Consider the following 19,657-nt stretch of genomic DNA (forward strand, 5'->3'; position numbering starts at 1 on the left):
ACAAAAAAAGCTGTCGCGAAATAAAATTTGCAAAAGCTAAAATAATATAAAATGGAAAATAATAGAATTTCAGGAGCAGAAGCCGTTATCAGATGTTTATTGGCTGAAGGAGTAAACCTAGTTTATGGTTATCCTGGTGGGGCGATAATGCCCGTTTATGACGAATTGTATAAATTTCAAGACGAATTGCACCATGTTTTGGTAAGACATGAACAAGGAGCTATTCATGCCGCTCAAGGTTTTGCCAGAGCGACAGGAAAAGTTGGGGTTGCGATTGCAACTTCTGGACCGGGAGCAACTAATTTGGTAACAGGTATTGCCGATGCTCAAATTGATTCAACACCTATTGTATGTATTACAGGACAAGTTGGAAGACATTTATTAGGATCAGATGCGTTTCAGGAAACTGATATTATCGGAATTTCTACTCCGGTTACGAAGTGGAATTTTCAAATAACCGAAGCTTCGCAAATTCCGGAAATTATAGCAAAGGCTTTTTTTATAGCTAGATCAGGACGTCCAGGGCCAGTATTGATTGACATTACGAAAAATGCTCAATTTGATCAAATGGATTTTAGTTACAAAAAATGCACCAGTATCAGAAGTTATACTCCAAGACCTACTTTAAATCTTGAAAAAATTAAACAAGCTGCTGATTTAATTAATAGTGCTAAAAAACCATATATCATATTTGGTCAGGGAATAATCCTTGGGCAGGCTGAAGCAGAATTAAAAGCTTTGGTTGAAAAATCAGGAATTCCTGCTGCTTGGACTATTCTGGGACTTTCTGCATTGCCAACAGATCATCCGTTAAATGTAGGAATGGTAGGGATGCATGGTAATTATGGGCCTAATTTATTAACCAATGAATGTGATGTTTTAATTGCGTTGGGAATGCGTTTCGATGATCGTGTTACTGGAAATTTAGCTACTTATGCTAAGCAGGCAAAAGTAATTCATTTTGAAATTGACCCAGCCGAAGTTGATAAAAACGTAAAAACAGATGTTGCTGTATTGGCTGATGTTAAGGAGTCATTGACAGCTTTGCTTCCTCTTATTGAAAATAATAAGCATGATGCTTGGCATAACGAATTCAAAGAGAAATATAAAGTTGAATTTGATGCTGTAATTCAAGAAGAGTTAAATCCGGTTAAAGATGGAATTTCAATGGGAGAAACTATTGAAATGATTAATAAACATTCTAACGGTGATGCAATTATTGTATCAGATGTAGGACAACATCAAATGTTTGCCTGCCGATATGCAAAATTCAATTCAACCAAAAGTAATATCACTTCTGGAGGTTTAGGAACTATGGGATTTGCTTTGCCAGCTTCTATTGGTGCAAAAATGGGAAAACCAGAAAGAGAAGTTGTCGCAATTATTGGAGACGGAGGTTTTCAAATGAATATACAAGAGTTAGGAACTATTTTTCAAACTAAAGTTCCTGTAAAAATTGTTGTTTTGAACAATGAGTTTTTAGGAATGGTACGTCAATGGCAAGAATTATTTTTTGATAGCAGATATGCTTCAACTGTGATGATAAATCCAAATTTCGTTGCTATCGCTGAAGGATATCATATAAAAGCAAAAAAAGTGACCAAAAGAGAAGATTTAGATGGAGCAATCGCTGAAATGCTGGCTTCAAAAGATTCTTATTTCTTGGAAGTTATGATAGAAAAAGAAAATAATGTATTTCCAATGATTCCAACTGGAGCATCGGTATCAGAAATGAGATTAAGCTAAAAAAAGAAGAAAAATGGAAAATAAAATGTTCACTATTTCTGTTTATTCAGAAAATAACGTTGGCTTACTTAATAGAATATCAGGTATATTTTTGAAACGCCATATAAATATATTGAGCTTAAATGTATCAGAATCTGAAATCGAAAATGTTTCTAGATTTATCATTGTAGTAAATACAACTGAAAAATGGGTACAAAATATTGTTGGCCAGATCGAAAAACAAATTGAGGTTATTAAGGCTTTTTATCATATAGATGAGGAGACTATCTTTTTAGAAAGTGCAATCTTCAAAATAGCTTCCAATCTACTTTTTGACGAAAGACAGATTCAGAATATCATCAAAGACAGTAAATCTGAAATTGTGACCGTATCGAGAGAGTTTTTTGTGATTTCAAAATCTGGAAAACGTTCGGAAATTGAGGAATTATACGAAAAACTGAAGCCTTTTGGAATTATGCAGTTTGCCCGTTCGGGAAGAATTTCGATTTCCAAACAAAAAATGGAAATTTCAGCAATATTAGAAGCATTTAAATAAAATACAATCTGTACAAATTTGTAAATTAGCAGATTACAATTTTCAATTATTAAATTTTACATTCATTAAATATTAAAAAAAATGGCAAATTATTTCAATTCATTACCACTTAGATTACAATTAGAACAATTAGGAGTTTGCGAATTCATGGATCAATCAGAATTTGCAAATGGAATAGAGGCTTTAGCAGGAAAAAAAGTAGTCATTGTAGGTTGTGGTGCCCAAGGTTTGAACCAAGGTTTGAATATGAGAGATTCTGGTTTAGATATTTCTTATGCATTACGTGCTGAGGCTATCGCTGAAAAAAGAGCTTCTTGGAAAAATGCAACTGATAATGGTTTCAAAGTGGGAACTTATGAAGAATTAATCCCAACAGCTGATTTAGTATGTAACCTTACTCCAGATAAACAACACACAGCGGTAGTTACTGCAATTATGCCATTAATGAAGCAAGGAGCTACTTTATCATATTCTCACGGATTCAACATCGTTGAAGAAGGAATGCAAATCCGTAAAGACTTAACAGTTATTATGTGTGCTCCTAAATGTCCGGGATCTGAAGTACGTGAAGAGTATAAAAGAGGTTTTGGTGTACCAACACTTATTGCGGTTCACCCTGAAAACGATCCAAACGGATTTGGATTAGACCAAGCTAAAGCTTATGCTGTTGCTACAGGAGGAAATAGAGCAGGTGTATTGAGATCTTCATTCGTTGCTGAAGTAAAATCAGATTTAATGGGTGAGCAAACAATCTTATGTGGATTATTGCAAACAGGTTCTATCTTATGTTTCGATAAAATGGTTGCTGAAGGTGTTGAGCCAGGATATGCTTCTAAATTAATCCAATACGGATGGGAAACTATCACTGAAGCTTTGAAATACGGTGGTATCACTAACATGATGGATAGATTGTCTAACCCTGCAAAAATTGAAGCATTCAAAGTTTCTGAAGAATTGAAAGATATTATGCGTCCGTTGTTCCAAAAACATATGGATGATATCATTTCTGGACACTTCTCTAAAACAATGATGGAAGACTGGGCTAATGATGACAAAAACTTATTGACTTGGAGAGCAGCAACAGGAGAAACTAATTTCGAAAAAACTCCAGCTGGAAATGTTGAAATTTCTGAGCAGGAATATTTTGATAATGGTGTATTGATGGTTGCAATGGTAAGAGCTGGTGTTGAATTAGCTTTCGAAGCTATGACAGATTCAGGAATTATCGAAGAATCAGCTTACTATGAATCATTACACGAAACTCCACTTATTGCAAACACAATTGCAAGAAAGAAATTATTCGAAATGAACCGTGTAATTTCTGATACTGCTGAGTACGGATGTTATTTATTTGACCACGCTTGTAAACCATTAATCGCTGAATACGTGAAAAATGCACCAAGTAACTTAGTGGGACGTCCATTTAACAATGGAGATAATGGTGTTGACAATAAAGAATTAATTGAAGTTAACTCGATTATCAGAAACCATCCAGTTGAAGAAGTTGGAGCTTGGTTGAGAGAGTCAATGACAGCGATGAAAAAAATCGTTGGATAAAAAATAAAATATACTCAACCAGATAAGGTTGTGCTGGGATTTGCATAGTATCAAACAGGTTTAAATATTTTGAATTAGTAAGCACTTATTGGACAATTGATGATATTTATGCATTATTACATTCACTTAACTTCGAACGAGCTGTAAGTTAAGTGAAGTAATCCCAAGTATTTTATAATAAAAGCCCTTATTAAAAGGGTACGTAATTGTTATGTTAAAAATTGTTAAAAAAAGAATATTTTAGTTTTCTAAGATATTCTTTTTTGCTTTAAATAAAATGTTAATTCTAAAACGTTGTGAAATATTTATAAAATTTTGGAAGAAGAGCTAGTTTTTATTAAGCTTTTTCAATATTTTGTAAATTAATAGTTTTGAAAACCGAACAGATTTAATACTTTTATAAAAAATTTAAAAGAGATGAGTTATTTTAAAATTGATAGTTTAGAACAATACTTTAAACACTATAATAAATCAATACGCGAACCCCGAAAATTCTGGGGAAAAATTGCTGAAGAAAATTTTACTTGGTACCAATATTGGGATAAAGTAGTTGATTTTAATATGGCTGACGCCGAAGTAAAATGGTTTGTTGATGCAAAAGTTAATATTACAAAAAACTGTATTGACAGGCATTTGGCTAAAAAAGGAGATAAAACGGCTATTATTTTTGAACCTAACGACCCTTCAGAGGAAGCTTTGCATATAAGTTATAATGAATTATATGAGCGTGTTTCAAAAATGGCCAATGTTTTGAAAGAACAAGGCATTAATAAAGGAGACCGTGTTTGTATTTATTTGCCAATGATACCAGAATTGGCAGTAGCAGTTTTAGCTTGTGCAAGAATAGGGGCAATACATTCTGTTGTATTTGCTGGTTTTTCAGCTTCTGCAGTTGCTTCAAGAATTAACGATTGTGAATGTAAAATGGTTATTACCTCCGATGGGGGTTACCGTGGGAATAAAGTAATCGATTTGAAAGGAATAATTGATGATGCTTTGGAAAATTGTCCATCAGTTACTTCTGTTTTGGTTGCGAAAAGAACTAATGCTGATATTAAGATGGCACCAGGTCGTGATCAATGGTTGCAACCGCTTCTTGATAATGCAATAAATAATAGTGTGGCCGAAATTATGGATGCAGAAGATCCATTGTTTATATTATATACTTCTGGTTCTACAGGAAAGCCAAAAGGAATGGTTCACACTACGGCTGGTTATATGGTTTATACAGCCTATACTTTTAAAAATGTATTCAATTACGAAGAGAATGATATTTTTTGGTGTACAGCCGATATCGGTTGGATAACTGGTCATTCTTATATTTTATACGGACCATTGTTAAATGGTGCTACAACAGTAATTTATGAAGGAATTCCTTCTTACCCTGATTTTAGCCGTTTTTGGGAAACAATAGAAAAACACAAAGTAACTCAATTTTATACAGCTCCGACAGCAATTCGTGCTTTGGCTAAAGAAAATCTGTCTTATGTTCAAAGATTTCCACTAAAATCTTTAAAAGTAATTGGTTCTGTAGGTGAGCCTATTAATGAGGAAGCTTGGCACTGGTATAATGACCACGTAGGAGGTAAGCGTTGTCCAGTTGTTGATACTTGGTGGCAAACAGAAACAGGAGGTATAATGATTGCTCCATTGTCATTTATTACACCGACAAAACCAACGTATGCAACATTGCCATTACCTGGGATTCAACCAGTTTTAATGGATGATAAGCGTAATGAAATTGAAGGTAATCAAGTGGTGGGAAGTTTGTGTATTAAATTTCCATGGCCTGGTATCGCAAGAACGATTTGGGGAGATCATCAAAGATATAAAGACACGTATTTCTCTACTTTCCCAGGTAAATATTTTACAGGTGACGGGGCTTTGCGTGATGAAGTAGGTTACTACAGAATTACCGGACGTGTGGATGATGTAGTTATTGTTTCAGGACATAATTTAGGAACTGCACCAATAGAGGATGCTATTAATGAGCACCCAGCTGTTGCTGAGTCGGCTATTGTTGGGTTCCCACATGATATTAAAGGAAATGCGTTGTACGGATATGTTATTCTTAAAGAATCTGGAGAGTACAGAGATAGAGACAATTTGTCAAAAGAGATCAATCAACACATTGCAGATCACATTGGACCAATTGCTAAATTAGACAAAATTCAATATGTGACAGGTTTGCCTAAAACAAGATCTGGAAAAATCATGCGTCGCATTTTACGTAAAATAGCTGAAGGTGATTATTCTAATTTTGGTGATATTACAACATTGTTAAATCCAGAGATCGTAGATGAGATTATTAAAGGAAAAGTGGAGTAATTCACTTAGTTTTTAAATTTTAAAAAAACTGCTTCAAATTTGAAGCAGTTTTTTTTTGCCTCAAAATGAAATTTTATTTTTTGAAAATGTTCTGTGGGAAGTAATAATGTTGTTGATCTACTTAATGTTAAATTTTTATCAATAGAAGTAACATTATTGTAAAAATAAAGTCTATTGATTATCAGAGCAGTAATTGATTTGTTGTTTTAATCTACCTGATTAGAATTCGCATTGTGTTTTTATCAATAAAACAATTCAATAAGTTAAAATAGTGTTAAAATATAGTACTGTGTGATGCATAATACTGTTTTTAAGATATATATTTGCATAGAATATTAATATGTATTCAAGTTCAATAAATCAATCATCAATCAAAATCAAAATTATCATGAAAAAATCAATTGTTTATTTAGGAGTAGCTTTAGTAGCTTTTGCAAATGTTTCTTTTGCTTCAAATGTGAATTCATTTTCTGAAATCAAAAATAAAATTGAATTTAGTGAAACAATAACACCTTTGAGTGTTGCTATTAGAAAAGGGGATATGGAGACCGTTAAAAAATTTGTTGAATACGGCGCAGATGTCAACGAAAATTCAAATGGTTTAAGCCCACTAATGATTGCGGCTCGTTATAACAAAGTTGAAATAATTAAATTTTTACTTTCAAAAGGAGCCCGTCTTAATGAAAAAGACGAAAATGGATTTACAGCCTTAAAATATGCTGAATTATCCAATGCAACTGAAGCTATTGAACTTTTAAAACAGAATTTAAAATAAAATTTTAACGGGACGGACAGCAAGGAATGTTTGTCCCATTAAAAACTTACATTGAGTTAAACAATCAATCAAAACAAAATAATCATGAAAAATTCACTTTTAATTTTAGGAATTACGTTAGTATCTTTTGCTAATGTTTGTAGTGCAAAAAGTTTTGCTGGTGAGTCAATTGGATCATTTCAAAATGATCTTTTTGCGGATGCTAATGGTGGAAAATTTCCAACAGAAGAAGTTTTTGTAGGAAAGCCATCTTTGAATGAGGATACAGATGAGTTTAATCCCGAAACAGTTATTCCTTTTAATAGTAAAACAACAAAAGAGGTTATAGCTGAAGGTGATAAAATTGTTGAAAATCCAGTTTCTGACGATTTAGATTTTATGGTTTTTGAAGAATCAATGAAGGAATTAATCGCTCAATCGGATTTAATTGTTGAAAACACTGTTTCAAATGAAACTTATCCATTGTTCTACGAAAGAACTCCTGAAGATGAAATTCGTGAACTTGAAATGATTATTGAAAGCAAGGAAACAAACGAATTAAGACCGTTGGATTTTAAAAAGATAAACAAACCTTCTTTACCAGTTAATACATTTAATTCTAAGAGATTTATTGGAATGAATTAGGAGAAGAATATGAGTCTTAAAAACTTAATTGGGCACAAAAAGCATCATTATGAAGAGATAATGGTGCTTTTTTGCATTATAAAATTTTTATGAGCTGTTTATCCTGAGCTTTTGAGAATAAAGATAAGGCAGTGATAGCGCCAATAGTCGCAAATAACATATCTGACTGTGTGTCCCAAACATATCCTTGTGTTCCTAAAAAAGCATCTCCACCATCTCCGGTAGCTATAGAAACAAACCATTCGATCCATTCGTAGGCTGCGCTAATTGCGAGGCAAATTGAAACAATTATAAAGTTGAAAAAGCTTTGGTTTGCGATTACTTTTTTCCGAATAAATAATTCTCGGATAATCATAGCGGGAACAAAACCTTGTGCAAAATGTCCAATCTTGTCATAATTATTTCGGCTTTGGTGGGAAATTTCTTTGATGTAATCAAAAAAAGGAACTTCGGCGTATGTGTAATGCCCGCCAATAAAGAGAATAATGCAATGGATTAAAATCAAAGTATAGGTGAAATTGGTGAATCTGAATTTTCTGAATGTAAAAGCCAAGATTAATAGGCCAATTATTGCCGGAATAATTTCAAGAAAACAGGTAAAACCTTCTTTTGGATTTGTTATTGACCAAAGTAAAGTTGCGCTGAATACCACAAGTAATGAGTAGATGTATTTCATTTTGAATTTTGAAAAAGATTAATTAATAGCTGGTATCATCAAGTTTTACTTTACCATTAAATGTTCTGTACAAGAAGAAAAAATAGGCAGCCAGTAAAGGAGCTCCGATAAGCACAATTGTCAGCATAATACCCAATGATTTCTGTGATGAAGCAGCATTGTAAATGGTCACGTTAAATTTCGGGTCAATCGTAGAAATCAAAAGGGTGGGGTACAATTGTAACGCAACAAGAATCAATAAAAAAGCCATCGTTAATGACGAAAAAATCAATGCCCGCATGTATTGTTTTTTTGAAACCAATCTTGGGACATTGGCCACAGCCAAAAATGAGATGACCGGTACAACGAAATAAATAGGATTAGCCCTGAAATTGGCCGTCACTTCCGGAATGAAAACTAAAGTATAAAGTGTTGTGATTCCAAAGCTGATAATAAAGAATATCATTCCTTTTTTTAGTAAAAATGTAAGCCTTGCGTGTAATAGGCCTTCGGTTTTTAATAGAAGATAAATAGCGCCTTGCGTTATGAAAATGGAAAGTGTCGTAAATCCAACCATTATGGCGTATGGATTTAAAAAAGAGAAAAACACACCTCCATGGTAACTGAAATTGGGTCCCAAAGCGAACCCCTGCAAAATATTGCCCAAAACAACTCCAAGTAAAAATGCGATTAGGATGCTTGAAAAGCTGTAGATAATGTCCCAACTGTTTCTCCACCATTTCATTTCTTCAACACTTCTAAATTTAATGGCGGCTGCGCGAAGTACATTCAGCATTAAAAAAAGCATAAACGGCACATACATTGCCGACAGCATTGTAGAATACATTACGGGAAATCCTGCAAATAAGGCTCCTCCTCCAATTATTAGCCAAACTTGATTGGCATCCCATACAGGGGCAATGGCGTTTATGGCAATTCTTCGGCTTAAATCTTTTCTGAAAAATAAGTGCCAGGCACCAGCACCAAAATCAAAGCCTTCCAATATTGCGTAACCCGAAAACAACAATCCGATTACCAAATACCATAGTGTTGGGTAGTCAATTCCAAAAATAGTTTCCATACTGTAAAGAGATTAAAAGGATTTGAAGGTTACCGGTTTTGTCGATTCGTCATAAGGGCCGTGCTTTATTTTTTTGTTGACAGTATATAGAAACAGTGCCAATAAAAGGGAATAAACCACAGTAAACATAACCAAAGAAAATACGATTTGATTGGCGGCAACTTCTTGGGAAAAAGCGTCACTTGTTCTTAATTGTCCGTAAACTACCCAAGGCTGTCTTCCCATTTCGGCGGTGAACCATCCAACCTGATTGGCTATTTGGGGCAGAATTACAGTAAATGAGAAAATCCATAAAATCCATTTAGTTTCAAATAATCGACCTCCCCACCATAAAAAACTGGAATATAATGTAAGTCCAATTAAAAACATTCCAATAGCAACCATAATGTGATAAAATTGAAAAATAGCATTGGTCTGACTAGGTAAATCTTTAGTCGGGAAATTGTTTAATCCTTTTATGGGCGCATTAAAATCTTGATGTACTAAGAATGATAATCCGCCAGGAATTCCAATTCCGGTAACTTTTTGGTTTTCTTTATCGACCCAACCAAGAAGATACAAATCGGCGGGTTTGTCTTTTTCGAAATGACCTTCCATTGTGGCTAGTTTTGCAGGCTGATTGACCGCAACTCCATCAGCGGTACTGTGACCGGAAATTAATTGGGTAAGTGAGAAAAATGTTGCAACCGCCAGGGCAATTTTGAATGCTTTTTTGGATATTTCAATGTAGCGGCCTTTTCGGATGTAATAGGCATGTACGCTCAATACTAAAAAGGCTCCGGCCAAAATAGCGCCTTGCCAAGTATGAATGATTCTGTCCACACTTGAAGGATTGAAAACCATTGCCCAAAAAGCGGTTACTTCGGCTCTTGCGTTTAATCCTGTTCCTACAATATGATAACCCGCAGGAGTTTGCTGCCAGGAATTGGCAACCACAATCCAAACGGCTGAGAACATCGAACCTAGAAACACTCCTAAAGTCGATACAAAATGTACCCAGGGTTTTACGCGATTCCACCCAAAAAGCAAAATTCCAAGAAAAGTGCTTTCTAAACCAAAAGCAAACAATCCTTCGGCGGCTAATGCGCTTCCAAAGATATCGCCCACATAACGCGAATACACGGCCCAATTGGTTCCAAATTCAAACTCCATGATGATTCCCGTGGCGACGCCTATCCCAAAGGTCAACGCAAATATTTTAATCCAAAAACGGGTCAAAGTTTCATAATCTTTATTTCCGGTTTTGAGATAAAGCCCTTCCATGATAACGATTATTAAACCGATACCAATGCTTAATGGGGGGTAGATATAATGAAAGGCAATTGTGAAGGCGAATTGTATGCGGGCAAGTATTTCAACATCCATAATAAAACTATTTATTTGAAAGTGTCTGTAAATTATAGTGAAAAGGTTGATAGAATGCTTAATCTTTCTGATTTTAGTTTAGAAGTAAAAAAAAGCACCACAAATAATGGTGCTTTGATTTTTATTTGAAATAAGAGAAGGTTTCGTTATTCTCAATCTTCAACAGTGTTTCATAAATTAATTTAATCACATTTTCTACATCTTCACGGTGAACCATTTCAACGGTAGTGTGCATGTATCTTAATGGTAGCGAAATCAAAGCCGAGGCTACACCTCCATTGCTGTACGCAAATGCATCGGTATCTGTTCCGGTAACTCTTGAAGAGGCTAAACGTTGAAACGGAATGTTTTTCTCTACAGCAGTATTCAGAATTAGTTCTCTCAAGTTATTTTGAACGGCTGGAGCATAAGTAACTACAGGTCCTTTACCTATTTTAGTTTCTCCTTCAATTTTTTTGTCAATCATCGGAGTGGTAGAATCGTGACATACATCTGTAATGATAGCTACATTTGGTTTGATAGTTTGAGTAATCATTTCTGCTCCTCTCAAGCCTACTTCTTCCTGAACAGCATTAGTGATATATAAACCAAAAGGCAGTTTAATGTTGTTTTCGTGCAATAAACGGGCAACTTCGGCAATCATAAATCCTCCCATACGGTTGTCGATGGCACGACAAACAAATTTATTTTCGTTCATGATCATAAATTCATCAGGATAAGTAACAACACAACCTACGTGAACCCCTAATTTTTCGACTTCTTCTTTGGTTTCACAACCTAAATCAATAAAGATATTACTGATTTTAGGGTTTTCTTCTTTATCTCTGTTTCGAGTATGGATAGCTGGCCATCCAAAAACACCTTTTATAATTCCGTTTTTAGTGTGAATGTTTACACGTTTAGAAGGAGCGATTTGGTGGTCAGAACCCCCATTACGTATTACATATATCATTCCGTCCTCGGTTATGTAATTCACATACCAAGAGATTTCATCGGCATGACCTTCTATAACAACTTTATAAGGCGCATCAGGATTGATAACTCCAACAGCAGTACCGTATGTGTCTGTAATAAAAGTGTCTACGTATGGTTTTAGGTAATCCATCCATATTTTTTGACCTTCGCTTTCAAATCCTGTAGGTGAAGCGTTATTTAAGTAGTTTTCTAAAAAGGTTATTGATGATGGTTTTAATATTGATTCAGTACTCATAATGTATCGTAATTTTTTCGCTAAATTAGAAATTTGTATTTATAGTTTTGTATTTAATGTATATTTTTGTGTTAAAAATATTTCTTTATGAAGCTTTATAAAATAGTAGTTTTTTCTCTTTTAATATTTCTGTCGGGCTATGCGCAAGACACTAAACAAGGCGTAAAACAAGATACTACTCCGATGGGTTATGTTTTGACAGAGGGAGATACCATTTTTGGTGATACAATTGTATTGCCAGAGTTGGTAATAGATAGGCATAAAATGAGTGATGAAGATAAAAAGCAGTTTTTACTTTTACAAAAAAGAGTATATGCAACTTATCCATATGCAAGGATTGCATCCGAAAGACTTACATCGTTAAACAGAGGAATGGCTAAGTTTACTAATAACAGGGATAAAAAAAGATATTTCAAAATAGTAGAGGATTATTTAAGTAATGAATTTGAGGCCAGATTAAAAAAACTCTCTAGAAAGCAAGGTCAAATTTTGGTTAAATTGATAGACAGACAGACGGGGACTAGTACATATGAGCTGATAAAGAATTTAAAAAGTGGGTGGAAAGCATTTTGGTCCAATACAGCAGCCAGTATGTTTGATATAGATTTGAAGTTAAAGTATCAGCCTTATGAAGTCAATGAGGACTTTTTGATAGAAACTATATTGGTCAGAGGGTTTGAATCCGGCCGATTACGTAATCAAGAAGCTGCTCATCCTATAGATTATGATAAGTTGGAAGATTCTTGGCTTAGGAAAGCAAGTACTAAATAAATTTTACATTTAGATATAAGAGGTAATTACAAAAGTAGTTGCCTCTTTTTTGTTTTTAATATAATCTAAATATTCAGGAGCTATTTCCTGCTATCCGTTGCAAGTCCTCGTTCCTCTGGCAACATTTTTATGTATTTGCAATAGCTTCCGTTGGTCGCTTTGCCTCTACATAAAATGTAAGCCATATTCACTGTGGGCTTTCCACTACTATCAGGGCTAGGGTAGTGGTGTTTCAGCGGAAAGAAATCAATACATAATATATAGTATAAGGAAAAAAGTACCCGAAGGATGGTTTTTAATATAATCCAATGAAGTTCTTCGCGTCTTTGCGAGAAATTTTAGCCTGCAAAGGAGTAAAAGATCGAAGAAGTATAAGCAAATCAAGAAAAAATCTGCGTAAGTCAGTGTGTTAAAAAGGGACAATATGTAGATAAGCGTAGGGTTGTTTGCAGTAAAACGGATCCGTCACGCCTAAAAGCGGAAAGATTTTAAGAAAAGGGTTTTTGTAAAATTAAGGTTATCAGAGTTTTAAAAAATAAATATAAAATAAATGCAAAAACCCCTTGTTTAAACGAATAAACTATCTACTTTTGCACCCGCAACAGCGATGGCGCTCTTGGAAAGACTGACAAGTATAACAAATCAAATTGGAAATTTATTTTCAAAAAAGATTTAAAAAAAGCTTGTGAGATTTAAAAGAGTAGTTTATTTTTGCACCCCGCAAAACATGCAATGATCTTTGACAGGCTGATAAGAAAACGAGAAGAAAAACGAAAATAAAAATTTTCAAAAAAAACTTCAATAAGTTCTTGCCAGTTAAAAAGAAAATACTACTTTTGCACCCGCTTTGAGAGACAAACGAAAAGCGAAAAAAGGAATATACGTTCGTAGACATATTGAATTGACAGCCGTCTCGTCCAAAAGACGAGACAAATAAAATAAGAGTAATAGAATCGAGAGATTTGAATTAAAACCACTAGAATCGGAGTCGAAATATAAAACAAGTCGTAAGACTTAAACAATATACGATGAAGAGTTTGATCCTGGCTCAGGATGAACGCTAGCGGCAGGCTTAACACATGCAAGTCGAGGGGTATAGTTTTTCGGAACTAGAGACCGGCGCACGGGTGCGTAACGCGTATGCAATCTACCTTTTACAGAGGGATAGCCCAGAGAAATTTGGATTAATACCTCATAGTATAGCAGTTTCGCATGAATCAGCTATTAAAGTTCCAACGGTAAAAGATGAGCATGCGTCCCATTAGCTAGATGGTAAGGTAACGGCTTACCATGGCAACGATGGGTAGGGGTCCTGAGAGGGAGATCCCCCACACTGGTACTGAGACACGGACCAGACTCCTACGGGAGGCAGCAGTGAGGAATATTGGTCAATGGGCGCAAGCCTGAACCAGCCATGCCGCGTGCAGGATGACGGTCCTATGGATTGTAAACTGCTTTTGTACGAGAAGAAACAACATTACGTGTAATGTCTTGACGGTATCGTAAGAATAAGGATCGGCTAACTCCGTGCCAGCAGCCGCGGTAATACGGAGGATCCAAGCGTTATCCGGAATCATTGGGTTTAAAGGGTCCGTAGGCGGTTTAGTAAGTCAGTGGTGAAAGCCCATCGCTCAACGGTGGAACGGCCATTGATACTGCTAGACTTGAATTATTAGGAAGTAACTAGAATATGTAGTGTAGCGGTGAAATGCTTAGAGATTACATGGAATACCAATTGCGAAGGCAGGTTACTACTAATGGATTGACGCTGATGGACGAAAGCGTGGGTAGCGAACAGGATTAGATACCCTGGTAGTCCACGCCGTAAACGATGGATACTAGCTGTTGGGAGCAATTTCAGTGGCTAAGCGAAAGTGATAAGTATCCCACCTGGGGAGTACGGGCGCAAGCCTGAAACTCAAAGGAATTGACGGGGGCCCGCACAAGCGGTGGAGCATGTGGTTTAATTCGATGATACGCGAGGAACCTTACCAAGGCTTAAATGTAGATTGACCGGTTTGGAAACAGATCTTTCGCAAGACAATTTACAAGGTGCTGCATGGTTGTCGTCAGCTCGTGCCGTGAGGTGTCAGGTTAAGTCCTATAACGAGCGCAACCCCTGTTGTTAGTTGCCAGCGAGTCATGTCGGGAACTCTAACGAGACTGCCAGTGCAAACTGTGAGGAAGGTGGGGATGACGTCAAATCATCACGGCCCTTACGCCTTGGGCTACACACGTGCTACAATGGCCGGTACAGAGAGCAGCCACTGGGCGACCAGGAGCGAATCTATAAAACCGGTCACAGTTCGGATCGGAGTCTGCAACTCGACTCCGTGAAGCTGGAATCGCTAGTAATCGGATATCAGCCATGATCCGGTGAATACGTTCCCGGGCCTTGTACACACCGCCCGTCAAGCCATGGAAGCTGGGGGTGCCTGAAGTCGGTGACCGCAAGGAGCTGCCTAGGGTAAAACTGGTAACTAGGGCTAAGTCGTAACAAGGTAGCCGTACCGGAAGGTGCGGCTGGAACACCTCCTTTCTAGAGCTTTGGTGTTAGCCAAGTGCACGCCAAAGAAAGAAGACGAAGAGACTTTTGGTTTCAGAGATTAAAATTTTATTACTCTTGCTGTTAATTTAAAAGAATAAAGAATTAAGTAAAAACAGAGTCTCGTAGCTCAGCTGGTTAGAGTACTACACTGATAATGTAGGGGTCGGCAGTTCGAGTCTGCCCGGGACTACTTTTTTAAAGGTTTTAGATTTAAGAAATTAGATTTTAGATTTAAGATTAGAAAAGAAACTGAAAAGCTTAATTTACAAGGAAATTCTAGAGTTGAGTTCTTATGAATAGTCATTCATAATTCATAATTCACAATTCATAATTAGATTGGGGGATTAGCTCAGCTGGCTAGAGCGCCTGCCTTGCACGCAGGAGGTCAACGGTTCGACTCCGTTATTCTCCACTATCTTTAAGAAGATAGAATATAGAAAAAAGAATATAGACAATGTCTAATATCTATTCTCTGTGTTCTTTATTCTAAAAAGAAAAAGTTCATTGACATATTGAGATAAAAAAATATTTAAAAAGTAGAAAGAACACGCTTTTTATCTGGAAACGGATAAAAACGTAAGTACAATAAGCAAAATAAGGGCGTATGGGGGATGCCTAGGCTCTCAGAGGCGAAGAAGGACGTGATAAGCTGCGAAAAGCTACGGGGACGGGCACACACCGATTGATCCGTAGATATCCGAATGGGGCAACCCACTATGTTGAAGACATAGTACACCGATAGGTGGGCAAACCCGCTGAACTGAAACATCTAAGTAGGCGGAGGAGAAGAAAACAAAAGTGATTCCGTAAGTAGTGGCGAGCGAACGCGGATTAGCCCAAACCAATGTTGTTACGGCAATGTTGGGGTTGTAGGACCACGAGATTTTATGCACAAGGAACCGGAAGTTACTGGAAAGTGATGCCATAGAGGGTGATAGCCCCGTATGGGTAACAAGTGTAATAGATAGTGGTATCCTGAGTAGGGCGGGGCACGTGAAACCCTGTCTGAATTTGGCGGGACCATCCGCTAAGGCTAAATACTCCTGAGAGACCGATAGTGAACCAGTACCGTGAGGGAAAGGTGAAAAGAACCGTGAATAACGGAGTGAAATAGATCCTGAAACCATACGCTTACAAGCGGTCGGAGCCCTTAAGTGGGGTGACGGCGTGCCTTTTGCATAATGAGCCTACGAGTTAACGTTGCTGGCGAGGATAAGCTATTAAGTAGTGGATCCGTAGCGAAAGCGAGTCTGAATAGGGCGCTTTAGTCAGTAGTGTTAGACGCGAAACCGTGTGATCTACCCATGGGCAGGATGAAGCGCTGGTAACACAGTGTGGAGGTCCGAACCGGTTGACGTTGAAAAGTCTTCGGATGACCTGTGGGTAGGGGTGAAAGGCCAATCAAACTCGGAAATAGCTCGTACTCCCCGAAATGCATTTAGGTGCAGCGCAAGGCATAAGTTATATAGAGGTAGAGCTACTGATTGGATGCGGGGGCTTCACCGCCTACCAATTCCTGACAAACTCCGAATGCTATATAATGTTTCCTTGCAGTGAGGGCTTGGGTGCTAAGGTCCAAGTCCGAGAGGGAAAGAACCCAGACCATCAGCTAAGGTCCCCAAATATATGTTAAGTTGAAAGAACGCGGTTTGTCTGCCCAGACAGCTAGGATGTTGGCTTGGAAGCAGCCATTCATTTAAAGAGTGCGTAACAGCTCACTAGTCGAGCGGACGAGCATGGATAATAATCGGGCATAAACATATTACCGAAGCTATGGATTTACAGTTTACTGTAAGTGGTAGGGGAGCATTCCAGCAGGGTTGAAGGTGTATCGTAAGGTATGCTGGACTGGCTGGAAAAGAAAATGTAGGCATAAGTAACGATAATGCGGGCGAGAAACCCGCACACCGAAAAACTAAGGTTTCCACAGCTATGCTAATCAGCTGTGGGTTAGTCTGGACCTAAGGCAAACCCGAAAGGGGCAGTCGATGGCCAACGGGTTAATATTCCCGTACTACTAATTACTGTGATGGGGTGACGGAGTGATGAAAGTACCGCGAACTGACGGAATAGTTCGTTAAAGCACCTAGCTATAGGTTTTATAGGCAAATCCGTAAAACTTGGTGAAATGCGATAGTACTCGGCGTCTTCGGACAAAGAGATAGTGTACCTAAGGGCTTCCAAGAAAAACCTCTAAACTTCAGGTAATTAGTACCAGTACCGTAAACCGACACAGGTAGTTGAGGAGAGAATCCTAAGGTGCTCGAGAGATTCATGGCTAAGGAATTAGGCAAAATAGACCCGTAACTTCGGGAGAAGGGTCGCCCCGAGCAATCGGGGCCGCAGTGAAGAGGTCCAGGCGACTGTTTATCAAAAACACAGGGCTCTGCAAAATCGTAAGATGAAGTATAGGGCCTGACACCTGCCCGGTGCTGGAAGGTTAAGAGGAGATGTTATCTTCGGAGAAGCATTGAATTGAAGCCCCAGTAAACGGCGGCCGTAACTATAACGGTCCTAAGGTAGCGAAATTCCTTGTCGGGTAAGTTCCGACCTGCACGAATGGTGTAACGATCTGGACACTGTCTCAGCCATGAGCTCGGTGAAATTGTAGTAACGGTGAAGATGCCGTTTACCCGCAGTGGGACGAAAAGACCCTGTGCACCTTTACTATAGCTTAGTATTGACCTTGGATAAATGATGTGTAGGATAGGTTGGAGACTGTGAAGTGGCGTCGCCAGGCGTTGTGGAGTCATTGTTGAAATACAACCCTTTGTTTATCTGAGGCCTAACCCCGTAAACCGGGGGACATTGCTTGGTGGGTAGTTTGACTGGGGTGGTCGCCTCCAAAAGAGTAACGGAGGCTTCTAAAGGTTCCCTCAGTACGCTTGGTAACCGTGCGAAGAGTGCAATGGCATAAGGGAGCTTGACTGAGAGACATACAGGTCGATCAGGTACGAAAGTAGAGCATAGTGATCCGGTGGTTCCGCATGGAAGGGCCATCGCTCAAAGGATAAAAGGTACGCCGGGGATAACAGGCTGATCTCCCCCAAGAGCTCATATCGACGGGGGGGTTTGGCACCTCGATGTCGGCTCGTCACATCCTGGGGCTGGAGAAGGTCCCAAGGGTTGGGCTGTTCGCCCATTAAAGTGGCACGCGAGCTGGGTTCAGAACGTCGTGAGACAGTTCGGTCTCTATCTACTGTGGGCGTTAGAAATTTGAGTGGATCTGATTCTAGTACGAGAGGACCGAATTGGACAAACCTCTAGTGTATCTGTTGTCCCGCCAGGGGCACCGCAGAGTAGCTACGTTTGGAAGGGATAAGCGCTGAAAGCATATAAGCGCGAAACCCACCACAAGATGAGATTTCTTTTAAGGGTCGTGGAAGATGACCACGTTGATAGGCTATAGGTGTAAAGGCAGTAATGTCATAGCCGAGTAGTACTAATAACCCGTAAGCTTATGTACGACTCCTCTCCTCCCGTTCAAAACGGGAGGAGAAGAAACTTTCTAAAACTTTTTATGTTCTTTATCTCAGTATGTTAAAATATTAGCTCGACGTGAGCAGTGACTAGTAAAAAGTAACTAATGATTAGCTAATCACTAATTACCATTCACTAATCACTAACAACCTTAAGGTGGTTATTGCGGCGGGGCTCACCTCTTCCCATCCCGAACAGAGAAGTTAAGCCCGCCTGCGCAGATGGTACTGCAATTTTGTGGGAGAGTATGTCGCTGCCTTTCTTTAATCTGAACTTGTTTCAGATTCTTTAAAAACCCTTCATCAAATGATGAGGGGTTTTTTATAAAAATCTGGTAATAGATTAGGTACCTTAGCTCAGATGGTAGAGCAATGGACTGAAAATCCATGTGTCCCTGGTTCGATCCCTGGAGGTACCACTTTATAATGCTCGGATGGTGAAATTGGTAGACACGCTGGACTTAAAATCCAGTGAACAGCAATGTTCGTGCGGGTTCAAGTCCCGCTCTGAGTACATAAAGCTTCAAACTTTGTTTGGAGCTTTTTTTATTTTGGCTAATATCATTTCTTCTGGTGGGAATGAAAAAAGAAACTATTCTCAATTATCTTGATCCAATCTTTCATGGTCAACAGACATAAATTCAGCTGTTAGACTAATTATAACTTATTGTAAATTAAGCTATTTTTATTCATCTACAGATATTTGCCTTATTGTTTAATTTACAATTCAAAGAACACATAGCTTCTAAAAACTTAAAATATTTTTTTACTATATTTGATGTAAAATCGGTCAAAATTATTGATTTCAGTATTTTGATTAATATTTTATCGATTTATTTTCCTATAAATAATTACACCCGACTGGCAAACTCAAAATAAATCAGTTCAAATATTTTCATTTGCAAAATGTATATTAAATGATTAATCTTTACGAATGAATCACAAATAAATAAATTTTAAAAACCTAATCTTTAAAATATTAA

General features: G+C 37.6%; 11 protein-coding genes, 4 tRNA genes and 3 rRNA genes. 14 read left to right on the forward strand and 4 right to left on the reverse strand.

Going from position 1 to position 19,657, the window contains the following annotated elements; translation table 11 throughout:
- Positions 1-51: 51 nt before the first annotated feature.
- From ilvB to OZP12_RS10825, 6 genes are all read left to right on the forward strand, one after another.
- Positions 52-1,746, forward strand: coding sequence for a biosynthetic-type acetolactate synthase large subunit (ilvB, locus tag OZP12_RS10800; protein WP_281224984.1), 1,695 nt, complete (start codon positions 52-54; stop codon positions 1,744-1,746).
- Between the two features lie 13 nt (positions 1,747-1,759).
- Positions 1,760-2,281, forward strand: coding sequence for an acetolactate synthase small subunit (gene ilvN, locus OZP12_RS10805; RefSeq protein WP_281224985.1), 522 nt, complete (start codon positions 1,760-1,762; stop codon positions 2,279-2,281).
- A gap of 81 nt (positions 2,282-2,362) precedes the next feature.
- A complete protein-coding gene (gene ilvC / locus OZP12_RS10810) occupies positions 2,363-3,838 on the forward strand; it encodes a ketol-acid reductoisomerase (RefSeq protein ID WP_281224986.1) in 1,476 nt (491 codons plus the stop codon).
- A 417-nt stretch (positions 3,839-4,255) separates the two neighbouring features.
- Positions 4,256-6,166, forward strand: a complete 1,911-nt coding sequence (gene acs / locus OZP12_RS10815; protein WP_281224988.1) for an acetate--CoA ligase — start codon at positions 4,256-4,258, stop codon at positions 6,164-6,166.
- A 388-nt stretch (positions 6,167-6,554) separates the two neighbouring features.
- The gene (locus tag OZP12_RS10820; protein WP_281224989.1) at positions 6,555-6,941 is read left to right on the forward strand and encodes an ankyrin repeat domain-containing protein; all 387 of its coding nucleotides are present in this window, start codon (positions 6,555-6,557) and stop codon (positions 6,939-6,941) included.
- Positions 6,942-7,025: 84 nt separating this feature from the next.
- Positions 7,026-7,565: a hypothetical protein gene (locus tag OZP12_RS10825; protein WP_281224990.1), complete on the forward strand. Its 540-nt coding sequence runs from the start codon at positions 7,026-7,028 to the stop codon at positions 7,563-7,565.
- A 76-nt stretch (positions 7,566-7,641) separates the two neighbouring features.
- On the opposite strand, the gene OZP12_RS10830 is transcribed toward OZP12_RS10825, so the two are convergent.
- The 4 genes from OZP12_RS10830 to OZP12_RS10845 all read right to left on the reverse strand — a co-directional run bounded on the left by OZP12_RS10830 (position 7,642) and on the right by OZP12_RS10845 (position 11,876).
- The gene (locus tag OZP12_RS10830) at positions 7,642-8,241 is read right to left on the reverse strand and encodes a DUF2238 domain-containing protein (RefSeq protein ID WP_281224991.1); all 600 of its coding nucleotides are present in this window, start codon (positions 8,239-8,241) and stop codon (positions 7,642-7,644) included.
- A gap of 22 nt (positions 8,242-8,263) precedes the next feature.
- The gene (gene cydB, locus OZP12_RS10835) at positions 8,264-9,301 is read right to left on the reverse strand and encodes a cytochrome d ubiquinol oxidase subunit II (protein WP_281224992.1); all 1,038 of its coding nucleotides are present in this window, start codon (positions 9,299-9,301) and stop codon (positions 8,264-8,266) included.
- Between the two features lie 12 nt (positions 9,302-9,313).
- Entirely contained in the window at positions 9,314-10,666 is a 1,353-nt protein-coding gene (locus OZP12_RS10840; RefSeq protein ID WP_281224993.1) for a cytochrome ubiquinol oxidase subunit I, read from the reverse strand.
- 121 nt (positions 10,667-10,787) lie between these two features.
- Positions 10,788-11,876, reverse strand: a complete 1,089-nt coding sequence (locus OZP12_RS10845) for a M42 family metallopeptidase (RefSeq protein ID WP_281224994.1) — start codon at positions 11,874-11,876, stop codon at positions 10,788-10,790.
- Positions 11,877-11,963: 87 nt separating this feature from the next.
- On the opposite strand from OZP12_RS10845, the gene OZP12_RS10850 reads away from it, so the two are divergent.
- The 8 genes from OZP12_RS10850 (at position 11,964) to OZP12_RS10885 (ending at position 19,188) form a co-directional block, all read left to right on the forward strand.
- Positions 11,964-12,647, forward strand: a complete 684-nt coding sequence (locus tag OZP12_RS10850) for a DUF4294 domain-containing protein (protein ID WP_281224995.1) — start codon at positions 11,964-11,966, stop codon at positions 12,645-12,647.
- Between the two features lie 1,025 nt (positions 12,648-13,672).
- Positions 13,673-15,186, forward strand: a 16S ribosomal RNA gene (locus OZP12_RS10855).
- A gap of 125 nt (positions 15,187-15,311) precedes the next feature.
- A tRNA-Ile gene (locus OZP12_RS10860) sits at positions 15,312-15,385 on the forward strand.
- A 148-nt stretch (positions 15,386-15,533) separates the two neighbouring features.
- Positions 15,534-15,607 (forward strand) — tRNA-Ala (locus OZP12_RS10865).
- A gap of 171 nt (positions 15,608-15,778) precedes the next feature.
- Positions 15,779-18,661 (forward strand): 23S ribosomal RNA (locus OZP12_RS10870).
- A 166-nt stretch (positions 18,662-18,827) separates the two neighbouring features.
- Positions 18,828-18,937, forward strand: a 5S ribosomal RNA gene (gene rrf / locus OZP12_RS10875).
- Together the 16S, 23S and 5S rRNA genes with 4 tRNA genes alongside form the textbook arrangement of a ribosomal RNA operon.
- 83 nt (positions 18,938-19,020) lie before the next feature.
- A tRNA-Phe gene (locus tag OZP12_RS10880) sits at positions 19,021-19,093 on the forward strand.
- Positions 19,094-19,102: 9 nt separating this feature from the next.
- Positions 19,103-19,188: transfer RNA gene (locus tag OZP12_RS10885), tRNA-Leu, on the forward strand.
- The last annotated feature ends 469 nt before the right edge of the window (positions 19,189-19,657 follow it).

It is taken from the genome of Flavobacterium aquiphilum (genome assembly GCF_027111335.1).
Taxonomy (GTDB): Bacteria; Bacteroidota; Bacteroidia; order Flavobacteriales; family Flavobacteriaceae; genus Flavobacterium; species Flavobacterium aquiphilum.